The 26,102-nt window shown below is 67.1% G+C and carries 24 protein-coding genes and 1 tRNA gene; 11 read left to right on the top strand and 14 right to left on the bottom strand.

All coding sequences use genetic code 11. The features are described from left to right. Positions 1-133: 133 nt before the first annotated feature. The 5 genes from WS75_RS12145 to WS75_RS12125 all read right to left on the bottom strand — a co-directional run bounded on the left by WS75_RS12145 (position 134) and on the right by WS75_RS12125 (position 3,675). Complete coding sequence (locus tag WS75_RS12145; protein WP_059680683.1) at positions 134-568, bottom strand: cupin domain-containing protein; 435 nt, start codon at positions 566-568, stop codon at positions 134-136. A gap of 70 nt (positions 569-638) precedes the next feature. Then, positions 639-1,406: an ABC transporter ATP-binding protein gene (locus tag WS75_RS12140; RefSeq protein WP_059511632.1), complete on the bottom strand. Its 768-nt coding sequence runs from the start codon at positions 1,404-1,406 to the stop codon at positions 639-641. 33 nt (positions 1,407-1,439) lie between these two features. Further along, entirely contained in the window at positions 1,440-2,153 is a 714-nt protein-coding gene (locus WS75_RS12135) for an ABC transporter permease (protein ID WP_059601450.1), read from the bottom strand. After that, entirely contained in the window at positions 2,150-2,839 is a 690-nt protein-coding gene (locus WS75_RS12130) for an ABC transporter permease (RefSeq protein WP_059601448.1), read from the bottom strand. The genes WS75_RS12135 and WS75_RS12130 overlap by 4 nt, the downstream gene beginning before the upstream one ends. Before the next feature lie 62 nt (positions 2,840-2,901). Then, positions 2,902-3,675 carry an ABC transporter substrate-binding protein gene (locus WS75_RS12125; protein ID WP_059680682.1) on the bottom strand — a complete coding sequence of 258 codons (774 nt, stop codon included), beginning with the start codon at positions 3,673-3,675 and terminating at the stop codon, positions 2,902-2,904. Between the two features lie 504 nt (positions 3,676-4,179). Here WS75_RS12125 and hutC point away from each other — a divergent pair. Then, a complete protein-coding gene (hutC, locus tag WS75_RS12120; RefSeq protein WP_059680681.1) occupies positions 4,180-4,875 on the top strand; it encodes a histidine utilization repressor in 696 nt (231 codons plus the stop codon). A 16-nt stretch (positions 4,876-4,891) separates the two neighbouring features. Here hutC and WS75_RS12115 read toward each other — a convergent pair whose 3' ends face one another. Further along, complete coding sequence (locus WS75_RS12115) at positions 4,892-6,133, bottom strand: glycosyltransferase (protein ID WP_059680680.1); 1,242 nt, start codon at positions 6,131-6,133, stop codon at positions 4,892-4,894. A 94-nt stretch (positions 6,134-6,227) separates the two neighbouring features. Between WS75_RS12115 and WS75_RS12110 the strand changes: the two genes are divergently transcribed. Further along, on the top strand, positions 6,228-6,848 hold the full coding sequence (locus tag WS75_RS12110) for a TetR/AcrR family transcriptional regulator (RefSeq protein ID WP_059680679.1): 621 nt from the start codon (positions 6,228-6,230) through the stop codon (positions 6,846-6,848). Between the two features lie 409 nt (positions 6,849-7,257). After that, positions 7,258-7,611: a hypothetical protein gene (locus WS75_RS12105; protein WP_059680678.1), complete on the top strand. Its 354-nt coding sequence runs from the start codon at positions 7,258-7,260 to the stop codon at positions 7,609-7,611. Positions 7,612-7,661: 50 nt separating this feature from the next. On the opposite strand, the gene WS75_RS12100 is transcribed toward WS75_RS12105, so the two are convergent. The 4 genes from WS75_RS12100 to WS75_RS12085 form a co-directional block, all read right to left on the bottom strand. Beyond that, positions 7,662-8,504, bottom strand: coding sequence for an alpha/beta fold hydrolase (locus WS75_RS12100; RefSeq protein ID WP_059680691.1), 843 nt, complete (start codon positions 8,502-8,504; stop codon positions 7,662-7,664). Between the two features lie 112 nt (positions 8,505-8,616). Continuing rightward, complete coding sequence (locus WS75_RS12095; RefSeq protein WP_059601436.1) at positions 8,617-9,534, bottom strand: LysR family transcriptional regulator; 918 nt, start codon at positions 9,532-9,534, stop codon at positions 8,617-8,619. A 240-nt stretch (positions 9,535-9,774) separates the two neighbouring features. Next, positions 9,775-10,020, bottom strand: a complete 246-nt coding sequence (locus tag WS75_RS12090; protein WP_006761486.1) for a DUF3717 domain-containing protein — start codon at positions 10,018-10,020, stop codon at positions 9,775-9,777. Positions 10,021-10,285: 265 nt separating this feature from the next. Continuing rightward, positions 10,286-11,821, bottom strand: a complete 1,536-nt coding sequence (locus WS75_RS12085) for an amino acid permease (RefSeq protein WP_059680677.1) — start codon at positions 11,819-11,821, stop codon at positions 10,286-10,288. Between the two features lie 597 nt (positions 11,822-12,418). Between WS75_RS12085 and WS75_RS12080 the strand changes: the two genes are divergently transcribed. The 4 genes from WS75_RS12080 to WS75_RS12065 all read left to right on the top strand — a co-directional run bounded on the left by WS75_RS12080 (position 12,419) and on the right by WS75_RS12065 (position 17,702). Then, positions 12,419-13,951, top strand: a complete 1,533-nt coding sequence (locus WS75_RS12080) for a GGDEF domain-containing protein (RefSeq protein WP_059680676.1) — start codon at positions 12,419-12,421, stop codon at positions 13,949-13,951. 151 nt (positions 13,952-14,102) lie between these two features. Beyond that, on the top strand, positions 14,103-15,173 hold the full coding sequence (locus WS75_RS12075) for an FUSC family protein (protein WP_059680675.1): 1,071 nt from the start codon (positions 14,103-14,105) through the stop codon (positions 15,171-15,173). Between the two features lie 328 nt (positions 15,174-15,501). Further along, on the top strand, positions 15,502-16,839 hold the full coding sequence (gene argG / locus WS75_RS12070) for an argininosuccinate synthase (RefSeq protein ID WP_059601426.1): 1,338 nt from the start codon (positions 15,502-15,504) through the stop codon (positions 16,837-16,839). A gap of 350 nt (positions 16,840-17,189) precedes the next feature. Next, the gene (locus WS75_RS12065) at positions 17,190-17,702 is read left to right on the top strand and encodes a shikimate kinase (protein WP_059680690.1); all 513 of its coding nucleotides are present in this window, start codon (positions 17,190-17,192) and stop codon (positions 17,700-17,702) included. A gap of 18 nt (positions 17,703-17,720) precedes the next feature. On the opposite strand, the gene WS75_RS12060 is transcribed toward WS75_RS12065, so the two are convergent. The 3 genes from WS75_RS12060 to WS75_RS12050 all read right to left on the bottom strand — a co-directional run bounded on the left by WS75_RS12060 (position 17,721) and on the right by WS75_RS12050 (position 20,764). Continuing rightward, a complete protein-coding gene (locus WS75_RS12060; protein WP_059680674.1) occupies positions 17,721-18,086 on the bottom strand; it encodes a nuclear transport factor 2 family protein in 366 nt (121 codons plus the stop codon). A gap of 109 nt (positions 18,087-18,195) precedes the next feature. Further along, complete coding sequence (locus WS75_RS12055) at positions 18,196-19,506, bottom strand: MFS transporter (protein WP_059680673.1); 1,311 nt, start codon at positions 19,504-19,506, stop codon at positions 18,196-18,198. 175 nt (positions 19,507-19,681) lie between these two features. Further along, positions 19,682-20,764, bottom strand: coding sequence for a tartrate dehydrogenase (locus tag WS75_RS12050; RefSeq protein ID WP_059680672.1), 1,083 nt, complete (start codon positions 20,762-20,764; stop codon positions 19,682-19,684). 107 nt (positions 20,765-20,871) lie between these two features. On the opposite strand from WS75_RS12050, the gene WS75_RS12045 reads away from it, so the two are divergent. Next, entirely contained in the window at positions 20,872-21,780 is a 909-nt protein-coding gene (locus tag WS75_RS12045; protein ID WP_059680671.1) for a LysR substrate-binding domain-containing protein, read from the top strand. A 149-nt stretch (positions 21,781-21,929) separates the two neighbouring features. Further along, entirely contained in the window at positions 21,930-22,556 is a 627-nt protein-coding gene (locus WS75_RS12040) for a LysE family translocator (protein WP_059531846.1), read from the top strand. Positions 22,557-22,640: 84 nt separating this feature from the next. Here the strand turns inward: WS75_RS12040 and rtcR are convergent, their stop codons facing one another. Then, positions 22,641-24,257: an RNA repair transcriptional activator RtcR gene (gene rtcR, locus WS75_RS12035; RefSeq protein ID WP_059680670.1), complete on the bottom strand. Its 1,617-nt coding sequence runs from the start codon at positions 24,255-24,257 to the stop codon at positions 22,641-22,643. 337 nt (positions 24,258-24,594) lie between these two features. On the opposite strand from rtcR, the gene WS75_RS33520 reads away from it, so the two are divergent. Continuing rightward, positions 24,595-24,667: transfer RNA gene (locus tag WS75_RS33520), tRNA-Arg, on the top strand. Between the two features lie 258 nt (positions 24,668-24,925). Continuing rightward, positions 24,926-26,065 (top strand): slipin family protein, encoded by a 1,140-nt coding sequence (locus tag WS75_RS12030; protein ID WP_059680689.1) that lies wholly within the window; start codon positions 24,926-24,928, stop codon positions 26,063-26,065. Positions 26,066-26,102: the final 37 nt, after the last annotated feature.

Raw genomic sequence — 26,102 nt, 5'->3', positions numbered from 1 at the left:
GCGATCGGGCCGTCAAGTCCCGTCCCGCTCGTTACGCTGTCCGGTTCCTCAGAAAGAACCTTAACTGAACGGCATTAGCCCGAAGGCGGTCTTTCACAGGCACGTGGATGCCTCGCGTGCGAAACGACGGCGGCTACGCGCCCGCGTCGCCCCATGGCGTCGGCGCGGGCACTTCGCATGGCCCGTCGACGTCGATCGACTTGAAATCGGCCGGCCCGACGATCTCCAGATACTCCATGTCGGGCGAATAGTCGAACAGGTAATGCACGATTCCCGGTGCCTGGTGCACGCAGTCGCCGGCGTTCACCAGCGTCTCGCGGTCGCCGTACATGAAGCGCGCCCAGCCCTTCAGCATGATCACGATGTGGAACTCGGCCTCGTGACGGTGCCAGCCGGTGCCCGCCGTCGGTGCATGATTCGCCCTGACGAGTTGCGCGACGACCTTGCCGTTCGTCGCGGCCGCGATGCCGAGATCGCGATACAGGAAGAAGTCGCGCAGGCCTTCGCCTTGATACGCGGTGTCCTGCGGCCTCACGTGGGAAAACGCGGTAGGGGTCGGCGTGCTCATCGCGGTGCTCCTCGATCGAAAGAGTCATCCGGGACAAGCATTTAGCGTTCCAGGCCGCAGCAGCGCCCGCTTACTTGAGCCGCCCCGACAGGAACTGCCCGAGCCGCTCGCTCTTCGGATTGACGAGAATCTCCCGCGGATCGCCCTCTTCCTCGATCTTCCCCTGGTGCAGGAAGATCACGTGATTCGACACGTTGCGCGCGAAGCCCATCTCGTGCGTGACGACGACCATCGTGCGGCCCTCCTCGGCCAGCTTCTGCATCACCTTCAGCACTTCGCCGACGAGTTCCGGGTCGAGCGCCGACGTGGGCTCGTCGAACAGCATCACCTCCGGTTCCATCGCGAGCGCACGCGCGATCGCGACACGCTGCTGCTGTCCGCCCGACAGGTGCGACGGATACATGCCTTCGACGCGCGGCGCGAGGCCGACCTTCTCCAGATACTTGCGCGCCCGCGCGACGGCCTCTTCCTTGCCGATTCCGAGCACGGCCATCGGCGCCTCGATCACGTTCTCGAGCACCGTCATGTGCGCCCACAGGTTGAAGTGCTGGAACACCATCGACAGCTTCGTGCGCATGCGCTGCAGCTGCTTCTGGTCGGCCACGCGCAGCGAGCCGTTGCGGTCGCGCGTGGTCTCGATCGGCTCGCTGCCGATCGTGATCTGCCCCGAGCACGGCTGCTCGAGGAAGTTGATGCAGCGCAGGAACGTGCTCTTGCCGGAGCCGCTCGAGCCGATGATGCTGATCACGTCGCCGGCCTTCGCCTTCATCGACACGCCCTTCAACACCTCGTTGTCGCCGAATTTCTTGTGCAGGTTGTCAACGGTGAGCTTGTACATGCTTGGTCCTTCCTTGCGAATCTTGCGAATGCGTTAATGGCCGCGCGGCGACAGGTACGCGAGCCAGCGCGTCTCGAGCTTGCGGAACGCCCAGATGAGCGCGAACACGACGATGGCGTACAGCACGGCCGCGATGCCATAGGCCTGGAACGACATGTACGTGGCGGAGTTGACATCGCGCGTGACCTTCAGGATGTCGGGCACGGTCGCGGTGAACGCGAGCGTCGTCGCGTGCAGCATCAGGATCACTTCGTTGCTGTAGCTCGGCAGCGAACGGCGCAGCGCGGACGGCAGGATGATGCGCGTATAGAGCTTGAAGCGCGACATCCCGTAAGCCATCCCGGCCTCGATCTCGCCGGCCGACGTCGCCTTGATCGCGCCCGCGAAGATCTCGGTCGCATACGCGCATTCGTTCAACACGAACGCGAGCAGCGTGCAGTTCATCGCGTTGCGGAAGAACGTGTCGAGCAGCACGTGGTTGTGCACGACCTGCAGGCTGTAGATGCCGGTGTAGCACATCAGCAGCTGCACGTAGAGCGGCGTGCCGCGGAACACGTACGTATAGAGCCACACCGGGCCGGAAATCCAGCGGTTCGACGACGCGCGCGCGATCGCGAGCGGCACGGCCAGCGCGAAGCCGAGCGCGATCGACACGACCAGCAGCCACAGCGTGATCGCCAGGCCGCTGAAGCGGTAGCCGTCGGTGTAGAGATAGCTTTGCCAGTACTGGCTGATGAGTTCGATCACAGTGCAAGCCTCCGGACGCCCACGGAATAACGCTTCTCGAGGTGGTGCAGCACGACGTTCGACACCGTCGTGATCGCGAGGTAGATCGCACCCGCCGCGAGCGTGAAGAAGAAGAAGTCGAGCGTGCTCTTGCCGGCGTCCTGCGACGCCTTCACGACATCGGCGAGGCCGATGATCGACACGAGCGCGGTGGCCTTCACGAGCACCTGCCAGTTGTTGCCGATGCCCGGCAGCGCGAAGCGCATCATTTGCGGGAACATGATCCGGTGGAACACGCGCCAGCCGCTCATCCCGTATGCGAAGCCGGCTTCGAGCTGGCCGCGCGGCACCGCGAGGAACGCGCCGCGAAACGTTTCGGTGAAGTACGCGCCGTAGATGAAGCCGAGCGTCACGACGCCGGCCACGAACGGATCGATGTCGATCTGGTCCCAGCCGAGCAGGTCGGTCGCATCGTTCAGCAGGATCTGGATCCCGTAGAACAGCAGCAGCATCAGCACGAGATCGGGCACTGCACGGATCAGCGTCGTATAGAACGTGCCGACCGACCTGAGCACGCGGTTGGTCGACAGTTTCGCGCCCGCGCCCGCGAGGCCCAGTATGAGCGACGCGGCGAGCGACAGCACCGCGAGCTTCACGGTCTCGACCGTGCCGGCCCACAACAGCGGGCCAAATCCTTGGAAGATCATGTGAGCGTATCCAGAAAGACCGGCGGCGCAGCGCGGCATGCGCCGCGTGCGCCGCGAAGGCGTCAGCCGCCGTAGACGTCGAATGCGAAGTACTTCTTCTCGAGCTTCTTGTACGTGCCGTCCTTGATCATGTCGGCGATCGCGCCGTCGATCTTCGCCTTCAGGTCGGCGTCGTCCTTGCGCAGCCCGATGCCGGCGCCATTGCCGAGCGTCTTCGGATCGTCGATGTCCTTGCCGGCGAAATCGAAGTTCGCGCCGCGCGGCGTCTTCAGGAAACCGAGGTCGGCCTGCACCGCGTCCTGCAGCGCGGCGTCGAGGCGGCCGGACATCAGGTCCTGGTACACGCCGTCCTGGTTCTGGTAAGGCACGACCTGCACGCCCTTCGGCGCCCAGTAGGCCTTCGCGTAGGCTTCCTGGATCGTGCCCTGCTCGACGCCGACCGACTTGCCCTTCAGCGATTCGGCCGTCGGCTGCAGGTTCGCGCCTTTCTTCGCGACCAGGCGCGTCGGTGTGTTGAACAGCTTGTCGGAGAACGCGATCTGCTCGGCGCGCGCCGGCGTCATCGACATCGACGACAGCACGCCGTCGAACTTCTTCGCCTTCAGCGCCGGGATCATCCCGTCGAAGTCGTTCTCGATCCACACGCATTTCGCCTTCAGCCGTGCGCAGATCTCGTTGCCGAGATCGACGTCGAAGCCGACGACCTTGCCGCTTGCGTCCTTCGATTCGAACGGCGGGTAGCTGGCGTCGACGCCAAACCGGATCGTCGACCAATCCTTGGCGTGGGCACCGACCGCGAGGCAGGCAAGGGCAATACTGAGCGCGAGTTTCTTCATGGCGTTCCTGTCTGAGGCGAACTGGGCACGGGTCCCGTCGGGCGTCGCCGCCGCGAACCCTTCCAACCTGGAGCCGCCCGTCGGGCGCCCTCTAAGTTGTACATACAACTTTGCCTTTTTCAGGTCGCTGCCAGCAATCCGTGTTTATCTCTAATTGTCGGCGGATTGTTTCCATGAGCGAATTTTCCTTATATTTCAATTCGCTAAAGATTACATGCGGGTGAAATCCAGCTTTCTGTGCAGCTTCGGCACGTCGTCGTCGCGCCTGCATTTGTCTATACTTTTCCGTCTGTCGCGCTCGCCGACGCGGCGGCCGCGGCCCGTACGGCCCCTGCGGGCCGCTGCGCCCGCCCCGATCGGCGCTCCGGATGCAGGCCGGAATAACCCGAATCCCGGGCCCACAGTCGGGCCCGCGCCGCGTCGAACCCGGTACACTCCGCCCGAACACCGCACGAAGGCCGGCCTGCGACGGCACGCGGCCGCCGTCTCTTGAACAGCAATGCAATGACCACACCGATCTATCAGGAAATCAAGGACTTCATCCTCGCGCGCATTCATGCGGGCGAGTGGGCGGAAGGCGACCAGGTGCCGTCGGAGAACGAGCTCGCGCGCGAATTCAACGTCGCGCGGATGACGGTCAACCGCGCGCTGCGCGAGCTGACGGCCGAACAGGTGCTCACGCGCACGCGCGGCTCGGGCACGTATGTCGCGTCGCCGAAATACGAATCGACACTGGTCGCGATCCGCAGCATCTCGGATGAAGTCGCCGCGCGCGGCCATGCGTATCGTGCGCAGGTGCTGGAGGTCGGCGCGGCCGTCGCCGACGCGAAGCTGGCCGATGAGCTGCAGCTCGACTCCGGCAGCCCGATCTTCCATTCGCGCGTGCTGCACTTCGAGAACGACACGCCCGTTCAGCTCGAGGAGCGCTGGGTCAACCCGGCCTGCGCACCCGAATACGCGCTGCAGGACTTCACGACGACGACGCCGAACCAGTACCTGACGCGCGTCGCGCCGCTGCAGCGGGTCGAATACCGGATCGAGGCTGCGATGCCCGATGCGGCAACGCGCAAGCACCTGACGACGGACGAACGCGAGCCGTGCCTGCTGCTGCATCGGCGCACATGGTCGCAAGGGATGGTCGCGTCGGTGGCCAATCTGTGGCATCCGGGAAGTCGTTACCGGTTCACCGGGCATTTCTGACGCAGGCTGGACGCGTTCAGCGCACGCCGGGGCGCCCCCAGCGCTCGATCGCGCCGACCGCCAGCCCCACCCCGTCCTCCCGCGCGATCCGCGCACCGAGTTCGGCGGCACGCGCTTGCGTGTCGGCTCGTGCCGCGAACGCGATCGCGCGTGCAAGCGCCGCGGCGTCCACACGCCGCCCCGCCACCGGCGCATCGGCCACGCCGACGCGTTGCAGCCGGCTCGCCCAGAAGAACTGATCGCCCGCGAACGGCACGACGACCGACGGAATGCCCGCCCGCGCGGCCGAATGCGTGGTACCCGATCCGCCGTGATGGATTGCCATCGATACATGCGGAAACAACCGGTCGTGCGGCGTCTCGCCAATCACGCACACGTGCGCCGGCAGCATCGACACATCGATGCCGCTCCAGCCCGGATGGAACAGCGCGCGCCGGCCGTCGAGCGCCTGCAACAGCGCGTCGACCATCGCGGCCCGGTCGAACCCGGCCATGCTGCCGAAGCCGATGTACACGGGCGGATCGCCCGCGCCGAGAAAGCGCGACAGCGCGGGCGGCGGCGTCCACGCCGGCGCGTCGACGCGCCACTGACCGCATGCCAGCACATGCGACGGCCAGTCGGCCGGACCGGCCAGCAGCGCGGGCGACACGCCGTACAGCATCGGATGATCGGTCCATACGGCCCGGCGCGGCGGCAGTCCGCACACGCTCGCGCGCGCCGCATTGGTCGCCCGCCTGAACGCGTGCCACAGCAGCGCGTTCACGAACCGGTGGCTCGCGCGATTCAGCCAGCGCGGCACCTTGCCGGGCGGCAGAAACGGCGACGCGAACGTCGCGGTCGGCGTGATCGGGATCATCCCCGTACCGATCGCCGGCACGCCGCGATACTCGGCAACCGACAGCCCGACGAACGACGCCAGCCCCGACACCAGGATGGCATCGCAACCGGCCGATGCGGCCGCGACTTCGCGCATCCATGCCGCCGTGTTCGCATTCGCGATCGCCGCGAGCGCCTTCGACGTGTCGTTGAAACCGCCGCGCCCGCGCACCGCTTCGGACAACGCACCATCCGGCGCGATCGCCGCGCGGATGTCGCCGGACAGCGGCTCGCAAGGCACGCCGAGCGCGGCGGCCGAACCGAGCGTCGCGACGTCGGCCAGCAACCGGACCTCATGGCCGGCATCCAGCAGCGCGCGGCCGAGCGCCGCGAGCGGGCGCGTGTCGCCTTCGGTGCCGTAGGTGGCGATGACGAGATTCATGCGTGGTTCCTCCTGCATGATGCAGGCGAGTGGATTCACAAAAGTGCACGTCGTATACTAATGCAATTCGTGCACTTTCAGTCGATACCGAACCATGCCAACGACGACCGACGATCCGGGCCGCCGCGCACGCAAGCGCATCCAGATGCTCGCGCATCTCGCCGAAACGGGCGCACGCCTGTTCGATGCGCACGGCTACGATGCAGTGACGATGGAACAGATCGCCGCGCAGGCCGATGTCGCGAAACGTACGCTGTACAACCACTTTCCGACGAAGGAGGCCGTGCTCGCGCACTGGCTCGAAGGCGAACTCGCGCGCGACCTCGCGCACCTGCAGCGCGACGTCGCGCGACGGAAGACCTTCGCGTCGCGGATCGCCTGCGTGCTCGACGCGTCGGCCGCATGGTGCGAACAGCATCCGGTGTATCTGCTCGCCTACCTGCGGCATCGGTTCCTGAGCATCGGCGTGGCGCAAGCGGAAAGCGGGGATGATGGCGGCGGCGACATCGCGTGCGTGTGGCAGCAGCTGATCGCGGCCGGACAGCAGGCGGGCGAACTGAACCCGGCGCTGGCGGCCGACCAGCTCGCCACGTGGTTCCATCACCTGTATCTCGCGGCGATGCTGCGCTGGCTGACCGTGCCGGGGTTGTCGCTGAAGCGGGAATTCCGGTCGGTCGCGAGGCTGTTCGTCGAAGGTGCGCACGCAAAAGCGTGAGCGCCCGCGCAGGCGACGCCCGGTCGGGAAGGTGCGTCCGCATCGAACGTGCACCGCGCTTACGCAATTCGCGCGAACGTCGAGCGAACGTCGAGCGAACGTCGAGCGAACGTCGAGCGCCCTGCGCGCTGGCCGGCGATCTGGAACGCCATCGGGAACGGCAGGTGCCCGGCACAGCCGGCGACACGCAGCCGGCGGACGCACCGCGCATCGCGAGCGGCGACCGTTGAAGGCATCGCATGATGCGGAGGGATTTTTACAACGATCGCACGGACGGGATGCCAAATTTCCCGCGCAGCAGTATGCTGGTGTCGTACGACCGCGCACGATGCCTCGGGCAATCCCTTAGTCCGCACGTCGTCGCGCCGCCGTCGCGACCGCAATCATGCGTTGCAAGGAGGGCTTCTCGATGGCTACCACGCATCCGCACTTCCACCTCGAACTACGGCACGCCACCGCGCCGACGTATTTCATCAGCTACCTGTTTCCCGCGTTGCTGTTCGTCTACGAACTGCTGCGCGTCGGCCAATGGATCCGCGATCACGGGATGCAATTCGCCGCGTTCAAGCAGATGGGTTACGAGTATCTGCTGATGCTGCTGTTCGTCGGGCTGCAGATCGTCGTCGAGGCGGTCTTCCTGCTCGGTGCCGCGATGCGCCGTGACAATCGCGACTTCGAACACCGGCTGCCAAACGTGGTTCTCGGCATCGGCTGCTCGATCGCGATTCTCGCCGTCGACCTCGCAATCCAGCTGTCGTTCTGAGCACCGGCGGGTCGGGCCCACCGGTTGCATCGCACGCCCGCGCCCGGCGTTCAGGCGAGCGCGTCGCGCAGGAACGTCGCCACGGCCGCGAGTACGTCGTCGGTCCGCTCGCGATGCGGCATGTGTCCGCATCCGTCGAGCAGCAGGAACGACGACGGCCCCGCGACGCGCGCGGCGATCCGTTTCGGATGCACGTCCGACCCGTATTCGTCCTGCTCGCCGTGAATCGCGAGCGTCGCGCAATGCACGCGCGGCAGTTCGTCGTCGAGACTCCAGTCGCGAAACGCCGGCGACAACCACGTGTCGACCCACGCACGCAGCACCCATTCGGCCTTGTCGCCGTGATAACGCGCGAGCCGGTCGAGCTGGCCGGGCGCGTCGAACTGCTGCCCCGCCTCGCGAATGCCGTCGCGCGTGCGATCCTCGACGAACGCCTGCGCTGAGACCGTCACCAGTGCTCGGCAACGCGCCGGATACGCGGCCGCGCATCCGACCGCCATGCCGCCGCCGACGCTGTGCCCGAACGCCACGAACGCATCGATGCCGAACCGCTCGAGCAGCGCATGGAATCCGTGATCGGCCTCGTCGCGCACGAACGTCATGCCGAGTTGCCCCGGATGACGATCGGACCGCCCGAAGCCCAGCCGGTCGTATGCGATCACGTCGCGCCGGGTGGCGCGCGCGAGTTGCGCGGGGAAGTCGCGCCATAGTTCAACGCAGCCGAGCGAATCGTGCAGCAGCACGATCGGTGCGGCCGGCTCAGGTGCGACCGGCGTAGGTGCGACCGGCGCAGGTGCAGCCGGTGCCCGCGCGGGCACGCCGCGCCAGCGCTTCGCGAAGAGACGCCCTTGCGGCGTCTCGATCCAGGTCTCCTCGGTCACGATTTCAGTCATGTGTGTCGTCGTCTGCATGAAGGCGGCCGCACGCGGGCGGGCCGCATCGAATGCCGACGATGGTGGCCCGGCGACCCACGCGGCGTCAAGCAAGGCCCCACCGCCCGCACGCTCATTCGGGCTGCGGCGGCAGATACTCCATCTGCGCTTCGTCGTACAGCCGGTAGATCAGCGCCTGCATCGCGCGGATGTCCTCCGATTCGTCGAGCATCCGCATGCTCATGATGATCGGCGACACGAGGTTCGGATCGTCGAGCGGCTTGTAGCTGATATCGTCGCGCTTCAGGCCGTACACGCTGTGCGGCACGACCGACACGCCCTCGCCCATCGCGACGAGTCCGAGCGCGATCTGCAGTTCGCGCGTCTCGTAGATCTTGCGCGGCTGCAACGCGCGATCGTGAAAGGCGGCGAGCACCTGGTCCGCATAGCTCGGCCGCGGCGCTTTCGGGAAGATGATCAGCGTGTCGTTCACGAGATCGTGCAGCGACAGCACGGGCTTCGCGCCGTCGAGCACGTGACCGACCGGCAGCGCGACGATCATCCGCTCCTCGCGCAGCACGACGCGCCGCACGCTCGGATCCTCGTGACGGATGCGCCCGAACCCGACGTCGATGCGCCCTTCCTTCAGCGCCTTGATCTGGTCCATCGTCGACATCTCGTGCAGGCTCAGCTCGACGGCCGGATACTCGCTGCGAAAGCGCCGGATGATCTTCGGCAGCATCCCGTACAGCGTCGAACCGACGAACCCGACCGACATGCTGCGCTCGATCTTGCCGACCCGCTTCGTCATCGATTCGAGCTCGGTCGTCTGCGCGAGCAACTGCACCGCGTGCGAATAGAAGAACCGCCCCGCGTCGGTCAGCTTCAGCGGCCGCGCGTTGCGCTCAAACAGCGGCACGCCGAGCGCCTCCTCGAGCTGCTGGATCTGCCGGCTGAGCGGCGGCTGAGCGATGTGCAGGCGCTCGGCCGCACGCGTGAAATTCCGCTCCTCGGCAACCGCGACGAAGTAGCGGAGGTGTCTCAACTCCATTTTTCGATCCCTCCCGGACCAGCAACGGACGTTCGTTCGGCCCCGCGCAGACGCGTGCCGCACCGGTCGTCCCGTGATCGCCCGATCCCGATGCCATGACGATACCTCAGCCCGTGCCGAAACCGGCGCGAGCAGCGTCGTGCCGCCCTCGCGTGCGGCACCGCGCAATGCAAAACGGGAAGCCGCCTGGCTTCCCGTTTCTTCATCGACGCCGCGTCGCGGCAGCGTCTCGACCGCGCATCACGCCTCGGTCGCGTACAGCGCATCGCGCTGCGCGTCGCTCAACGAGTCGAGCGGCACGTCCGGCAGCCGATAGCAGATCATCGCGCCGTACAGCTCGGCCAGGCAGTTGCTGCCGGCGTCGAGCGCGTAGCCGTCCTCGCCGTCCGGCGCCGGCGGATACACTTCGCGCCACGCGTTGATCGCGGCTTCGATTCGCACGATGGAAACGGGTCCGGCCTTCCGCTCGGCGGGTGATGCACTCATGGATTCCTCTGGGTTGCGCGCTCCGCGGGCCGTGCCGGCCACGGCGGAACGATGGAAACGCCGGGCGCCGCCGGCCGCCGCGAGAGGCGCGCGCCGGATGCCCGATCCGCGCCGCGCTCGTCGCGCCGGCCGGGCCGTGTGGCCCGGTAGGGTCGGGCAATATAACCGGCTTTGACCCCGTGCAGGGGAAAGCGGACAAAAAAAACGGGAAGCGTGCGGCTTCCCGTTTCGTCGCGCCTTCGCGCGGCCACGTGCCGCGCCGGCATCAGCCCGCGGTTTCGCGGTTCTCCACGCGCTGCAGCTGCGCGCCGCGGTTCGCGGCGACCCACGGTGCGATCTCCATGTCCTCGTAACGCACGAAGCGGCTCTTGTTCAGGAAGCGATAGCCGAGCCACACGACGAGGAACAGCGGAATGCCGACGTAGGTCGCGGCCACACCCGCCCAGTCGATCCGGTTCGCGAGAAACGCCTGATAGTCCTGGCCGAGCGCGATCACGAGACACAGCACGAACGCGAACAGCGGGCCGAACGGGAACCACTTCGACTGATACGGCAGCTGGTCGACCGCGTAACCCTGCTTCACGTAGCCCTTGCGGAACCGGTAGTGGCTGATCGCGATGCCGAGCCACGCGATGAAACCCGTCATCCCGGACGTGTTCAGCAGCCACAGGTACACCGTCTTGTCGCCGTACAGCGACGTGAAGAAGCACAGCGCGCCGACGGCGGTCGTCGCGTACAGCGCATTGCGCGGTACGCCGCCCGGCGACAGCTTCGCGAACAGCTTCGGCGCGCGGCCTTCCGTCGCGAGGTTGTAGAGCATCCGCGTCGACGCGTACATACCCGAGTTGCCGGCCGACAGCACGGCCGTCAGGATCACCGCGTTCATCACGCCGGCCGCGAACGCGAGGCCCGCGTGGCGGAACACGAGCGTAAACGGACTCACGCCGATGTCGGTCACGTCGCTCTTCAGCAGGTTCGGATCGGTATAGGGAATCAGCACGCCGATCACGAAGATCGCCAGCACGTAGAACAGCAGGATGCGCCAGAACACCTGACGCACCGCGCGCGGGATCGTCGTGCGCGGGTTCTCCGATTCGCCGGCCGCGACGCCGATCAGCTCGGTGCCCTGGAACGAGAAGCCCGCGATCATCGCGACACCCATCAGCGCCGGCAGGCCGCCCGCGAACGGCGCGTCGCCGATCGTCAGGTTGCCCCAGCCGTTGCCCGGCGCGCCTTTCAGAATGCCGAAGATCATCAGCAGACCGACGCCGATGAACGCAACCACGGTGACGACCTTGATCAGCGCGAACCAGTATTCGGCTTCCCCGAAGCCGCGCACGGTCAGCGCATTGAGCAGGAACATCACGGCGAGGAACGCGGCACTCCACCAGACGCCGGGCACGTCCGGGAACCAGTAGTGCATCACGAGCTGCGCCGCGACGAGTTCGACCGCGATCGTCACGGCCCAGTTGTACCAGTAGTTCCAGCCGAGCGCGAAGCCGAAGCCTTCGTCGACGTATTTCGCGCCGTAGGTCGCGAACGAGCCCGACACCGGCATGAACGCGGCCATTTCGCCGAGGCTCGTCATCAGGAAGTAGACCATCAGGCCGATCAGCATGTACGCGACCATCGCGCCGCCAGGGCCGGCCTGCGAGATCGACGCGCCGGACGCGACGAACAGGCCCGTGCCGATCGAGCCGCCGATGGCGATCATCGTCAGATGGCGCGCCTTCAGCGCGCGATGAAGCTTGGGTGGGTTCGCGGACGAACCGGGTTGGTCGGAATTCGGAATTGCGGACATAAACGAGACGAACGTTGAGCGGGCCGGCATCCGGAGCCGGCGCATGCGGGATCGGGGCGCGGCGCGCCGCCTGCTGCGATGCCTTCGATGCGGCCCCGATACGCGTTGCGCGCCGGGCGCCTGCGGCGAAGCGCGGATTCTACCTGATTCGCCGCGGGGGCAGCTGAGCGCCGAACGCCCCGCCGCCGCATGCAGACGCAGCAGAATCAACAAGTTGGACACGGCGGGGCGACGAGACGACGGCACGGCTGCGGGTTGCGGGGGACAGGTCGTGCCATGCGAGTGGTCATCCGCGATGGCGAACCGTGCAAGGCGTAATCGTTCCCGCGCAATCGTCCGATCCTGTATTAAAACGACAAATCGATCCGCAAACGCCGCTAATAATCAGACAAAATACCGGTCACTCGAAATTGATTCAAATCAAACTGGACACCGGCTCACGGTAATGATGTGTAATCATTCCGAATCACCGTCGGCGCATGCATGTTTTGCATCGCACGGCGAAATTCAGGGATTCGCGAGATAATGCCGATTAATGCGAATTAATCACTGCGCGGAATCGTCTACGACGCAAATTTCCGCCGCCCACCCCCGAGGATGAAGCCACACACGCCGCTCGCCACGGCGCGCCGTCACACCGCGTCGGCCGTGGCACGCATTCTGTCGCCCCGCGGCGTACTCGTCGCGGGCATCATGCTGCTCCTGTTCAGCTGGGGACTCTCGACGTCGCTTTTGATCGAGGCACGCCACGACGCATACGACCATGCGGTCGAAAATGCGCGCAACCTGATGCTGCTGATCGAGCGCGATATTTCCCGCAATATCGAACTGTATGATCTTTCGCTGCAAAACGTCGTCGACGGCCTCGCCGATCCGGAACTGATGGCATTGCCGCCGCAGCAGCGTCACCGGCTGCTGTTCGACCGCGCCGCGACCGGCGCGTATCTCGGCGCCATTTTCGTGATGGATCCGCACGGCAATATCGTGATCGATTCGGGCGCATCGCCGCCGCGACAAGGCAATTTCGCCGACCGCGAATACTTCGCCGTGCATCGCGACCGGCTCGCGCAGGGCCTCTTCATCAGCCGGCCCTATGCGTCCCGGCTGCGCGGCGGCGCATTGACGATCGCGCTCAGCCGACGGATCACGCTGGCCGATGGCCGCTTCGGCGGGATCGTCGTCGGCACGCTCAGCATCGACTACTTCCGCGCGCTGCTCGACGGTCTCGCGGTCGGCAAGCACGGCAGCGCGGCGATCGTCGAGGACAACGGCGCGCTCGTGTCCCGCCTGCCGTTCGATGCGCGCGTGGTCGGCCTCGACCTTCACGACGCCCCGCTCTTCATCGAGGCGCAGCGCAGCAGCGAAGGCGCGTTGACGGGCGTCGGCGCGATCGACGGCGTACGGCGCATCTATGTGTACAAGCATCTCGAGAATCTGCCGCTGGTCGTCGACGTCGCGCCCGCCGAGATCGACATCTACGCGTCGTGGCGCCATCGCACGATCTGGACCGCCGTGCTGATGGCCCTGTTTACCGTGTTCATCGCGTGGGGCTCGCTCGCGCTGTCGCGCGAACTCAAGCGCCGGCAGATCGCCGAGTCGAAGCTGTACCGGCTCGCGCACACCGATTCACTGACCGGGCTCGACAACCGCGGCACGTTCGACACGGTGCTCGCGAAGGAAGCGCTGCGCGCGTCGCGCAGCGGCCGCCCACTGTCGGTGCTGTTCGTCGACGTCGATCATTTCAAGGCGTTCAACGACTACTACGGCCACCTCGCCGGCGACGATGTGCTGCGCCGCGTCGCGCAATCGGCGTCGCGCTGCCTGCGCCGCGACAGCGACCACGTCGCGCGCTACGGCGGCGAGGAATTCGTCGTCACGCTGCCGGACACCGATGCGCGGGGCGCGGCGACCGTCGCCGAAGGAATCCGCCGCGCGATCGCCGGGCTCGACATCGCGCACGGCCGCAGCCCGTACGGGCACGTGACGGCGAGCATCGGCGCCGCGACCGCCGCCGGCGGGCGCATCGACGCCGCGACGCTGCTGCGGCAGGCCGACGAGGCGCTGTACCGCGCGAAGTCCGGCGGACGCAATCGCGTGTCGAACGCCGAGGCGAACACGGCCGACGCGTGACGCGGCGGCCGGCGGCACCCGCACCGCGTCGCCGTGGACAGCCCGCGCGCGTTCGGCTAGCGTTACGTCAGCTGCGCGTGCGGCGCGGCGCCGGCCCGCGCGAGCCGCCCGCGCGTATTCCGGCCACCCCGCCGGCCATCCCTGCTCCGTCATGAACGCCCAGCTTCCTGCCCGACTGCCGCAACTCCTGCGCCACGCCCTCCGTCCCCTGCTGGACCCTTACCGCCGCTACCGGCACGCGAAGCTGATCCATGCGGCGCGCGTCGCGCTCGCGATCCTCGTGTCGATCGCCTTGTCCACCGGGCTGCGCGTGCCGCACGGCGAATGGTCGACGATCACCGTGCTGATCGTCGTCGGCGGGCTGCAGCACCACGGGAACATCCGCAAGAAGGCGGCCGAGCGCGCGCTCGGCACGTCGATCGGCGCGCTCGCGGGGCTCGGGTTGATCGTGCTCTACTCCGTGCTGCACGCGCCGCTCGCGATCTACTTGCTGATGGCGATCGCGTGCGGACTCTGCGCGTATCACGCGATCGGCAAGGCCGGCTACATCGCGCTGCTGTCGGCGATCACGATGGTGATCGTCGCCGGGCATGGCGACAACGAGATCGTCGACGGCCTGTGGCGCGCGGTAAACGTCCTGAGCGGCATCGCGATCGCGCTGGCGTTCTCGTTCGCGCTGCCGCTCTACGCGACCTACTCGTGGCGCTACAAGCTCGCCGACGCGCTGCGCGCGTGCGCGGCCGTGCATGCGCGGCTCGCCGGCGACCGCCACGTGAGCGACGACGCGCACCTGAAGGAAATGGCCGCGCTGAGCGCGCTGCTGGTGCAGTTGCGTTCGCTGATGCCGTCGGTGTCGAAGGAATGCGAGATCTCGGTCACGCACCTCGAAGCGATCCAGCGCAGCCTGCGCCTGTGCATCAGCTACCTGGAGATCCTGTCGAGCATGGTGCCGGCCCGCGACGACGTGACGGCCCGCGAATACATGCGCAACGAAATGAAGGCCGTGAACCGGCGCATCCGCGACACGCTCGTCGGCGCGAGCCGCGCGCTCAAGTTCGGCACGCCGAGCCGGCTCGCGGCGCGCCGCCGGCCGGCCGAGCCGCCGCACGACATGCCTCCGCCGCAGTTGTCGGGCTACGTGTCGATCACGATCAAGGTGGCCGGCGAAGTGGATCAGTTGCGGGAGAAACTGCTCGATACCGCGCAGGCGTGGAATATCTGAGGGTCGCGGGCTCCAGGCCTCGCGCGACAATCTTTCAAAAACCTTTCGGAGCGGCGCGCTCGCATCCCGACGGCGGCTGCCCCGCCCTTCAGCCGATCCGGCCCCGGAACCACGGCCCGCGACGGCGCTCGGCCGAGACCGTTTCGGCCGCCGCTCGGCCCCGGTTTGCGCGGCGTTCTCTGCCTGGGTCGCCGCCCGCCGGGCCCGCCGCGACAGGCCCGACGACGTATTGGCGCGAAAATCAGGTCTTGCCCCAACTTCCCGGACAGCCGATACTCGCATATTCCGCGAAATACGATCCCACCGGCTTCAATCCACGGTAATTCCTATGAGCACGATTCTCGAAAGCCTCCCGACCGGCCAGAAGGTCGGTATCGCCTTCTCCGGCGGCCTGGACACCAGCGCAGCGCTGCACTGGATGAAACTGAAGGGCGCCGTCCCGTACGCATATACGGCGAACCTCGGCCAGCCCGACGAAGACGATTACGACGCGATCCCGAAGCGCGCGATCGAATACGGCGCAGCCGGCGCCCGCCTGATCGACTGCCGTGCGCAGCTCGTCGCCGAAGGCATCGCCGCGCTACAAAGCGGCGCGTTCCACATCACGACGGCCGGCGTCACGTACTTCAACACGACGCCGATCGGCCGCGCCGTGACGGGCACGATGCTCGTCGCCGCGATGAAGGAAGACGGCGTCAACATCTGGGGTGACGGCAGCACGTACAAGGGCAACGACATCGAGCGCTTCTACCGCTACGGCCTGCTCGTGAACCCGGATCTGAAGATCTACAAGCCGTGGCTCGACCAGACGTTCATCGACGAACTCGGCGGCCGCGCCGAAATGTCCGAATTCATGAACCAGGCCGGTTTCGCGTACAAGATGTCGGCCGAGAAGGCGTATTCGACCGATTCGAACCTGCTCGGCGCGACGCACGAGGCGAAGGATCTCGAAAGCCTCGAGAGCGGCATCAAGATCGTGAACCCGATCATGGGTGTCGCGTTCTGGCGCGACGACGTGAAGATCGCCGCCGAGGAAGTGACGGTGCGCTTCGAAGCGGGCCAGCCGGTCGCGCTGAACGGCGTCGAGTTCAAGGACCCGGTCGAGCTGCTGCTGGAAGCGAACCGCATCGGCGGCCGCCACGGCCTCGGCATGAGCGACCAGATCGAGAACCGCATCATCGAGGCGAAGAGCCGCGGCATCTATGAAGCCCCGGGGCTCGCGCTGCTGTACATCGCGTACGAGCGTCTCGTCACCGGCATCCACAACGAAGACACGATCGAGCAGTATCGCGAGAACGGCCGCCGTCTCGGCCGCCTGCTGTACCAGGGCCGCTGGTTCGACCCGCAGGCGATCATGCTGCGCGAAACGGCGCAGCGCTGGGTCGCGCGCGCGATCACCGGCGAAGTGAAGATCGAACTGCGCCGCGGCAACGACTACTCGATCCTGAGCACGAAGTCGCCGAACCTCACGTATCAGCCGGAACGCCTGTCGATGGAGAAGGTGGCGTCGACGTTCTCGCCGCGCGACCGGATCGGCCAGCTGACGATGCGCAACCTCGACATCACCGATACGCGCGACAAGCTGCGCGTCTATACGCAGGTCGGTTTGCTCACGCCGGGTGAATCGTCGGCGTTGCCGCAGATCAAGGGCGACAGCGGCGAGTAAGCCGGTCGCTTTCGCGAGCGGCCGGGCGGCATGAAAACCGCCCGGCCGCATGCAGTACTCCCCTCCCGCCTTTTCTTCAAGCACTGCCGGATTCGGAACGCGCATCGCGACGATCCTGCAGTCGCATCAGGATCATTTCGATGCCGTGGCCGTCCCGGTCGCAGTCGCAATCGCCGCAGCCGCAGTCGTCTTCGCAGTTGGAGTGAGTGGCTTTTGGTTGTTGACGGAACGTTTTCTCCGAGCCGCCTCACGTGGCGCGCTTCATCGAACAAATCTTTCTCATCGCTTCGGCATGACAAACGGATTGCATGTCGAGGCACAATGCAGGCGTTCCGATCCAGCACGCCTTCATGATTCCTCCAGCAAACCCGCCTCTCACCGTCATTCACCTGAACGGCCCGATCAACAGCGGCAAGACGACGATCGGTCGCGCGCTCGCCCGCGTGCTGCCGGATGCGCGCTTCATCGACGGCGACGATCACGCTGCCCCCGAAGATGCACCGTTCGACGTGCAGTGGGCGATCGCGCTGGAGCGCCTCGTCACGCAGATCGCGCAGGCCAGAGAACGTCATCTGGTGATCGCCTATCCGATCGGCGAAGCCGAATTCGCGCGGCTGCGCGCGGCCTGCGATGCGCGTGATGCACGGTTGATCGTCGTCACGCTCGCGCCGCCCGAGGCGATCGCGGCGTCGGATCGCGGCACGCGGGTGCTGACGGAATGGGAGCGGCAACGTATCGCCGAGATGTATCGGGAAGGGTATGCGGCGCGCGCGTTCAGCGATTGCGTGATCGATTCGTCGACGGCTTCGGTGGATGCATGCGCGCGAGAGATTGCGCAACGCGTCCACGCATCGCATGCATAGCGGCACGCGGCCACCGCCTCACGCCGCGTAGTGGGCGAACGCCTCGTTCACGCGATTGCCGGCACCGAAGCGGAACACCTCGACCGCGCTGCGGCCGTTTGCGCCGCGATAGTGAATGGCGATGCTGTCCACGCCCGCCAGCACCGCAATGAACTCGAAACGCAGGTCCGGGATGCGTTGCAGCGCCTTCGCCCAGTACGCGCGCACCGCCTCCTTGCCGCGCAGGCATCCGCTCGGCTCGCCCGCGATCCGCACGATCATCGGCGAATGCATGACGAAGGCGTCATCGTAGTGCGCGAGGATGCGGTCGAGATCGTGCGCGTTCCATGCGTCGATCCATTCCTGCGCGAAGTGCTGCGCGAATGCGTCGGTGATGGGTTCCATGCGGCTCGTCGTCCCCCTATCGGGCGCGGCGTGAATGCCGGCCCGTGCGCCCGAGTGTATCAGCGGCCGCACGGTTTCCGCGCACTCGCCGCGGCTGGCATGCGCGCGCTCAATGATGCTGCCGCACCCCCGACACAACCTCCTCGCGCGCCCCCTTGCGGCTCAGCAACAGCGTGACGACCGCCGACACCGCGAGCGTGCCGGCCACCACGTACAGCCCGGCCGCATACCCGCCCGTCATGTGCTTGAGCCAGCCGATCGCGAACGGCCCGACGAACCCGCCGAGGTTGCCGATCGAGTTGATCATCGCGATCCCCGCGGCCGCGCCGGCGCCGGACAGGAACGCGCTCGGCATCGCCCACAGCGGCGCCTTCGCGGCGCTGATCCCGATGTTGACGACGACCAGCGCGAGCACGGTCAGGAGCGCGGTGTTCGCCTGCCCCGCGAACACGAAGCCGACACAGGCCAGCACGCACGGAATCACGACGTGCCAGGTGCGCTCGCCGGTGCGATCCGAATGTCGTGCCCATCCGATCATCGCGACGACCGCGGCAATGCTCGGGATACCGGTGAGCAAACCTGTCTGCAGCGCGGTGAAGCCGAACTGCTTGACCATCAGCGGCGCCCACAGGCCGAGCGTATAGAGGCCCGCCGACGTGCCGAAGTAGATCAGCGCGAGCGCCAGCACGCGCGGGTCGCGCAGCGCCTGCCACGCGCCGGCCGTGTGTCCGGCATGCGTGTGCCGCGCGTCGGCCTCGGAATTCAGCTTCGCGATCAGCCAGTCGCGCTCGTCCGGCTGCAGCCATGCGGCCTTCGACGGCGCATCGGTCAGGCACTTCAGCACGACGACGCCGAGCGCGACCGCGGGCAGCGCCTCGACGATGTAGAGCATCTGCCAGTCGGCGAGGCCGAACATCGGCGGCATCTGCATGATCGCGCCCGACAGCGGCGAGCCGATCGCGGTCGAGATCGGCGCGGCCGCCATGAACCACGCGGCGGCCACTGCGCGCTGCTTCGCGGGAAACCACAGGCTCAGGTACAGGATGATGCCGGGAAAGAAACCGGCTTCCGCAACGCCGAGCAGGAAGCGCAGCACGTAGAAGCTCGTCGGCCCGGCCGCGAACGCGGACACCGCCGACACGATGCCCCACGTGATCATCACGCGCGCGATCCAGATGCGGGCGCCGACACGATGGAGAATCAGGTTGCTCGGCACTTCGAAGAGAAAGTAGCCGATGAAGAACAGGCCGCCGCCGAGTCCGAACGCGGTGGGCGACAGGCCGATCGCCTGGTTCATCGTCATCGCCGCGAAGCCGACGTTGACGCGATCGAGAAAGCTGACGAAATAAAGCAGCATCACGAACGGAATGATGCGCCACATCAGTTTCCGCGCGACGCGGGTTTCCAGATCAGCTTGCATGTGTCTCCTCCTTCGAGGTCGGGCCGCGCGTTCTCCGCACGAGCCCCGTGAGTGCTTGCCGGCTTCACGACGAATCGTGTGCGCCGGCGCCCGGCTCACGTCGAATGCGCGAGTCGCGAGCAGGAAAATCCGGTGAGCGGTGAACGCAACGCGGCCGGCGCAGCCCGTGCTGCCGTCAGGCTGCGACCGCCGCGCGCGCGACGCGCTCGCAGACGGCGGCCGTTACCTGCGCGGTCGTCGCGCTGCCGCCGAGGTCGCGCGTATGCAGCGACGGATCGGCCGTGACGGCCTCGATCGCCTGCATCACGCGCGCTGCCGCTTCCGTCTCGCCGAGATGCTCGAGCAGCATCACGACCGACCAGAACGTGCCGACCGGATTCGCGAGGCCCTTGCCCATGATGTCGAACGCGGAGCCGTGGATCGGCTCGAACATCGACGGATAGCGGCGCTCGGGATCGATGTTGCCGGTCGGCGCGATGCCGAGGCTCCCGGCCAGCGCGGCGGCGAGATCGCTGAGGATGTCGGCGTGCAGGTTGGTCGCGACGATCGTGTCGAGCGACGCCGGGCGGTTCACCATGCGCGCGGTCGCGGCATCGACGAGTTCCTTGTCCCACGTGACGTCGGGGAATTCCTGCGCGATCTGCTTCGCGATCTCGTCCCACATCACCATCGCGTGACGCTGCGCGTTGCTCTTCGTGATGACGGTCAGCAGCTTGCGCGGACGCGACTGCGCAAGCCGGAATGCGAAGCGCATGATGCGTTCGACGCCGGCACGCGTGAGGATCGACACGTCGGTCGCGGCCTCGATCGGATGCCCCTGATGCACGCGGCCGCCGACGCCCGCGTATTCGCCTTCCGAGTTCTCGCGCACGATCACCCAGTTCAGGTCGTCCGGCCCGCAGCGCTTCAGCGGCGCATCGATGCCGGGCAGGATGCGCGTCGGGCGCACGTTCGCGTACTGGTCGAAGCCCTGGCAGATCTTCAGGCGCAGGCCCCACAGCGTCACGTGATCGGGCACGTCGGGGTCGCCCGCCGAGCCGAACAGGATCGCGTCCTTGCCGCGCAGCGCATCGAGGCCGTCGGCCGGCATCATCGCGCCGTGCCGGCGGTAGTAATCGGCGCCCCAGTCGAAATCCTCGAACTCGAACGCAAAGCGGTCGCTGCCGCGAGCCAGCGCTTCCAGCACCTGCTTGCCGGCCGGCACCACTTCCTTGCCGATGCCGTCGCCGGGAATGGTCGCGATACGGTAGGTCTTCATGCCACATCCTCGATTGATCGTGAGCGTGAACACACTTTACCCAACTGGAAGTGCGGTAACCGGTGCTAGACTCAAAGCATCTTTAACTTCAATTCACGAATCCCGTCATGACGGATACCGTCCAGCCGGCCGATCTCGCCTTCTTCTCGACGCTGGCCGCGTCGGGCAGCCTGAGCGCGGCCGCGCGCGAACTCGGATTGACGGCGGCGGCCGTCAGCAAGCGGCTCACGCAGATGGAACGGCGCGCGGGCGTGACGCTCGTCAACCGCACGACGCGGCGCATGATGCTGACACCCGAGGGCGACGTGTATCTCGACTACGCGCGCCGGATCCTCGATCAGATGGACGAGCTGGGCGAACTGCTCGGCAGCGCGAAGCAGCGGCCGAAGGGGCTGCTGCGCGTGAACGCGACGCTCGGCTTCGGACGCAGCCACGTCGGCCCGGCGATCTCGCGCTTCGTCGCGCGCTATCCGGAGGTGTCGGTGCAGCTGCAGTTGTCGGTGATGCCGCCGCCGCTCACCGACGACGCGTTCGACGTGTGCATCCGCTTCGGCGAGCCGCCCGATACGCGCGTCGTCGCGCGGCGGCTCGCGCCGAACCGGCGGCTGCTGTGCGCGGCGCCCGCGTACATCGCTCGACACGGGACACCGGGCACGCCGCACGACCTGACGCGGCACAACTGCATCGGCATCCGGCAGGGCGACGAAGGCTACGGGATCTGGCGGCTGACGAGCGGACGCGGCGCGGCGCGCAACACGGAAGCCGTGCGGATCAACGGCAACCTGACGACGAACGACGGCGAGATCGCGGTGAAGTGGGCGCTCGACGGGCACGGGATCCTGATGCGCGCCGAGTGGGATATTCGCGACTATCTGGCCGACGGGCGTCTCGTCGTCGTGCTGCCGGACTACGAGACCCCGAGCGCGGATATCTATGCGGTGTATGCGCAGCGGCATCAGATGTCCGCGCGGATACGGGCCTTTGTGGATTTTCTGGCGGAGGCGCTTGGCGGGTGACGGGTGACGGGCGGCGGGCGGCGGGCGGCGGGCGGAGCGGGCATGGGTGCCGGAAACGCTGATATTCTGGCGAATCGACCATTGAATGATCGGAAAATCCGCGCCGCCGCATCATCCCTCGCCGCTGCGCCAACCTTGCCGGAGCCGCCATGTTCGACCTGACCACGCTGACCACCTTCACCGCCGTCGTACTGGGTCTGTTCCTGATTCCCGGCCCCGCCGTGCTGCTCGTGCTGAGCCGCACCGTGCAGGGCGGCCGCAAGACCGGCATCCTGACCGGGCTCGGCGTCGCGAGCGGCGACTTCGTGCATACGCTGTTCGCGGCGGTCGGGCTGTCGGCGCTGCTGATGACGTCGGCGCTCGCGTTCAATGTCGTGAAGCTGGTCGGCGCCGCGTACCTGATCTACCTCGGCGTGCGCGCGCTGCTCGACAGGCCGTCCGATCCGTCGCTGCCGAAGGTGTCGCCCGTCACGCCGCTGAAGGCGTACCTGCAGGCGATTCCCGCCGAAGTGCTGAACCCGAAGACCGCGCTGTTCTTCCTCGCGTTCATGCCGCAGTTCGTGCATCCGGAACGCGGCTCGACGTTCGTGCAGTTCGCGGTGCTCGGGCTGATTTTCGTCGTGCTCAGCTCGCTCTACACGACGCTGATCGCGTGCTCGATCCGCCCGCTCGGCCGCCTCGTGAAGCGGCTTGCGTGGCTCACGCGCTGGCAGGGGAAGATCATCGGCTCGATCTTCATCGCGCTCGGGCTGCGCGTCGCGGTTCAGCAGCGCTGACGTGCGCGCCGGCGCGGTCGGCTGGCTCGCGTGCGATCTCGACGCCCTGCCGCGCGTGAGCGGTTGAATGCCGCGCCCGCCTGACTACCTCGCGCCCAGCGCGTCCCGCACGCCGTCCCAATCGAGCCCGAACCGCGCCAGATACTTGCGCAACCGGTCTGCGTCGTTCGGCTGCTTCTTGTTCTGCCGCGACACCGCGAACAGCGCGCGGCCGGCCTCCGACAAGCTCGCCGACGCACGGCACACGTCGAGCACGCGTTCGAGCTGCGCGCGGTCGAACAGGTCGAGTTCCGCCGCACGCGCGCCGAATACCGCGTCGACGCATCCGTCCGTCGAACTTGCACCGCCCGGCTGCGACCACGTGCGCGTCAGTCGCTCGACCTCCTGCTCGACAATCGTCTCGGTAATCCGCCCCGCATCGGCGAGCGTCGCCATCCGCGTGACCGATGCGGACAACTCGCGGAAGTTGCCAGCCCAGGCCGCGCGCGGCGATGCCGCGAACGCGAGATAGCGCCGCTTCGCTTCCACGTTGAACCGCACCTGCTCGCCCTGCTCGCGGCCGAAGCGATCGAGCTCGAATTCGAGGTTCGGCTCGATGTCCTCGCGCCGTTCCGCCAGCCCCGGCAAGTCGTACGTCCACAGATTGATCCGCGCATACAGATCCTCGCGGAACGTGCCGGCCGCCACCATCTGCCGCAAATCGCGGTGCGTGCCGGCGATCAGCTCGAAATCGCTGGCCACCTCGACGTCCGCGCCGACCGGCAGGAAGCGCTTCTCCTCGATCGCCTTCAGCAGCATCGCCTGCTCGTCGAGCCCGAGTTCACCGATTTCGTCGAGAAACAGCAGGCCGCCGTCCGCCGCGCGCAGCAAGCCCGCACGCGCGGACTGCGCGCCGGTGAACGCGCCCTTCACGTGACCGAACAGCGTCGACATCGCCGCGTCGCCGCGCAGCGTCGCGCAGTTGATCTCGATGAACGGCCCCGCGAGCCGATGGCGGCCGCGCTTCAGTTCGTACACGCGTTTCGCCAGAAACGACTTGCCGGCGCCCGTCGGACCGACGAGCAGCATCGGCGCGCGTGAGCGCACGGCCACGCGCTCCAGTTGCTCGATCAGCGCGTTGAAGCGCGCATTGCGCGTCGCGATGCCCGCCTTCAGGAACGACACCGTCTCGTCGCGCTCGCGCGTGAAGCGCTGTGCGATGCGGTTGTAGCGCGACAGGTCGAGATCGATCACCGACACCGTGCCCGGCCCGCTCGGCCCCTCGTCGGTCTGCTTCGGCGGCCCCGTCTGCACGAGGCGCGCGGGCAGGTAGCGCGCTTCCGCCAGCAGGAACCAGCAGATCTGCGCGACGTGCGTGCCGGTCGTGATGTGGACCAGGTAGTCCTCGCGGTCGAGGTCGAACGGATAGGCGCGCGCGAAGTCGTGCAGCGTCGCGTAGACCTCCTCGAAATCCCACGGGTCATGAATCGTGACCGGCGTGAGCCGCACCTCGGTATGCGGCGACAGGTTCGCGAGATCGTCGCGCACCTGATTGGCAAGGCGCGCGTAGCCAGGCGGATGCAGCAACTCGAGCCGGTCGATCGCGAAGTCCGGCTGCATGCAGAGCGAGACCGTCGGCCGCCACTTGCGATAGCGGCGCGGCGCACGGCCGCCCTGGTCGAGCACGGTGCCGAGAAAACCGATGGCGACGGTCTTGCGCATGTTTATCTCATGGGATAAAAAACGATCCGATTGTATCGGAATTCAGCGGCGATGCGATGCGGCGACCTGCCCTCCGCAACCTTCGACAATCATGAATTTCCCTTTCTCTTCAAAGACTTGATTGCCTTCCCCGCAGCCTGCCCCGCCCGCTGGCACGCTCCTCGCTTAATGGAAGACGCCGGATGTCCCGCTGGCCCGCGAGCCAGGGTTCACAAAGCCCTGCTGGTGCGCCGCCGCCGAACCTGGTTCGTCGCGGCAGCGCATGCCGCCATGGACAGACGAAGGCAAAGGGGCGCGCGAGGCAGCCTTGTCCGGGTTCGAATCCCGGAGCGCCCACTGTTCGGAAGCTCATTCAGGTGGAGCAGCCGGCGCGAGCCGGTGTGTGGCGGGTTCGAATCCCGTCCGAACGCCGTCCGCAAGGACGGTCTGTCGAAAGAAGCAGTACCCGCCGGTGCGGGCCGACAGGCCCGCCGCGCGTCGGACCGGTTGCGGTTCCGCGCGATCGGCCGGGCGGCCGGACGGCCCGCGCGAATGCGCTCGACGACGCGATGCAGGATGCGTCGCCGCGTGCAGCCGCGCCGGACCCACGCGCCGCCCGCCCGATCGCGTCGCACCCCGATCCGTGCGATGCGTGTCGCCCGGCGGCCATTGAAGAAAAGGACAAGAATATGTGGAAGCGTCATGTGGTGAAAAAGAACGAACGCGCGCTGCTGATGAATGAGGGCGATTTCGTGAAGGTGCTGGAACCGGGCGTGTTCAAGGCCTTCGATCCGTTCAAGCGTCTGTCGGTGCAGACCGCGCGTCTCGACGCGCCGCTCGCCGACGCGGCATTGGCCGACTACCTGCGTCACGACGCGCAGGACGTGCTCGCGCAATACTTCGTCGCGATGGATCTGGCCGACGACGAAGCGGGCCTGCGTTACGAAGACGACGTGCTCGTCGAGATCCTGCCGCCCGGCACGCGCCGGCTGTACTGGCGCGGCCTCATCGCCCATCGGCTGGAGCGCGTCGACCTCGCGCAGGACAGCATGCTGCCGGCCGCGCTCGCGAAGCGCATCGCGCAACCGGCGCTTCGTGCGCGCGGCGTGGCGGGCCTGACGGGCGTGCTGCTGGCGCAGGTGCCGGCGTATCACGTCGGTGTGCTGAAGATCGACGGCAAGATCGAGCGGCTGCTGGATGCGGGTGTCGCGGCGTTCTGGCGCTTCAACCGCGATGTCGCGGTCGAGCTGGTCGACCTGCGCCTGCAGGCGCTCGAAGTCGCCGGCCAGGAAATCCTGACGCGAGACAAGGTCGCGCTGCGGCTGAACCTGTCGGCAACGTGGCGCTATGCGGACGTGCTGCATGCGTTCGGCCAGTTGCAGAAGCCGGTCGAACATCTGTATCGCGAACTGCAGTTCGCGCTGCGCGCGGCGGTCGGCACGCGCTCGCTCGACGAGCTGCTGGAGGACAAGCAGGCGATCGACGACATCGTGATTGCCCAGGTGCGCCCGCGGCTCGAGCAATCGGGCGTGGACGTGCGCAGCGTCGGCGTGAAGGATATCGTGCTGCCGGGCGACATGAAGACGATCCTCGCGCAGGTGGTCGAGGCCGAAAAGGCCGCGCAGGCGAACGTGATTCGCCGTCGCGAGGAAACGGCGGCGACGCGTTCGCTGCTGAACACCGCGAAGGTGATGGAAGAGAACCCGACCGCGCTGCGGCTCAAGGAGCTGGAAACGCTCGAGCGCGTCGCGGAACGGATCGACCGCATCTCGGTGTTCGGCGGCCTCGACCAGGTGCTGAACGGACTCGTCAGCATCAAGGGCGCATGATGCACGAAGCAAACGGCGCGGCGCATGGGTGCCGCGC

It is taken from the genome of Burkholderia sp. FL-7-2-10-S1-D7, assembly GCF_001524185.1.
In the GTDB taxonomy this organism is placed as follows: Bacteria; Pseudomonadota; Gammaproteobacteria; order Burkholderiales; family Burkholderiaceae; genus Burkholderia; species Burkholderia diffusa.
This window is presented reverse-complemented; position numbering and strand designations above follow the sequence as displayed.